Below are 288 nucleotides of genomic sequence, written 5' to 3' on the forward strand. Positions count from 1 at the left end.
TTATCAACGGGGCAAAATCCGCTCGCTAATTTCAAATTGGATTCCGGGCAGTGCACAACATGCGCGCCGGTTTGTTGCAACAGCGCGATATCGGTCTCGTTAATTTGTGTCATATGGACACATTGGGTCAGGGGCGAAAGTAAACCTAACTCCATCAAGCGCTGGGTTGGGCGCTTGCCATATTGCTTAAGTGATTCTTCCACCTCAAGCTCTGTTTCGTGCAGATGGATTTGCACCGACATATCCATTTCTTGCGCGAGTACGGCAATTTTTTGCAGTGGTGTGTCC

At 49.0% G+C, this 288-nt stretch carries 1 protein-coding gene; it reads right to left on the reverse strand.

What is annotated here, in order from left to right; all coding sequences use genetic code 11:
• Positions 1–288: amidohydrolase family protein (locus B3180_RS03270; protein ID WP_286843044.1), on the reverse strand; the 288-nt coding region annotated here is incomplete at both ends.

Source organism: Idiomarina sp. UBA4206 (assembly GCF_002383015.1).
Lineage (GTDB): Bacteria > Pseudomonadota > Gammaproteobacteria > Enterobacterales > Alteromonadaceae > Idiomarina > Idiomarina abyssalis.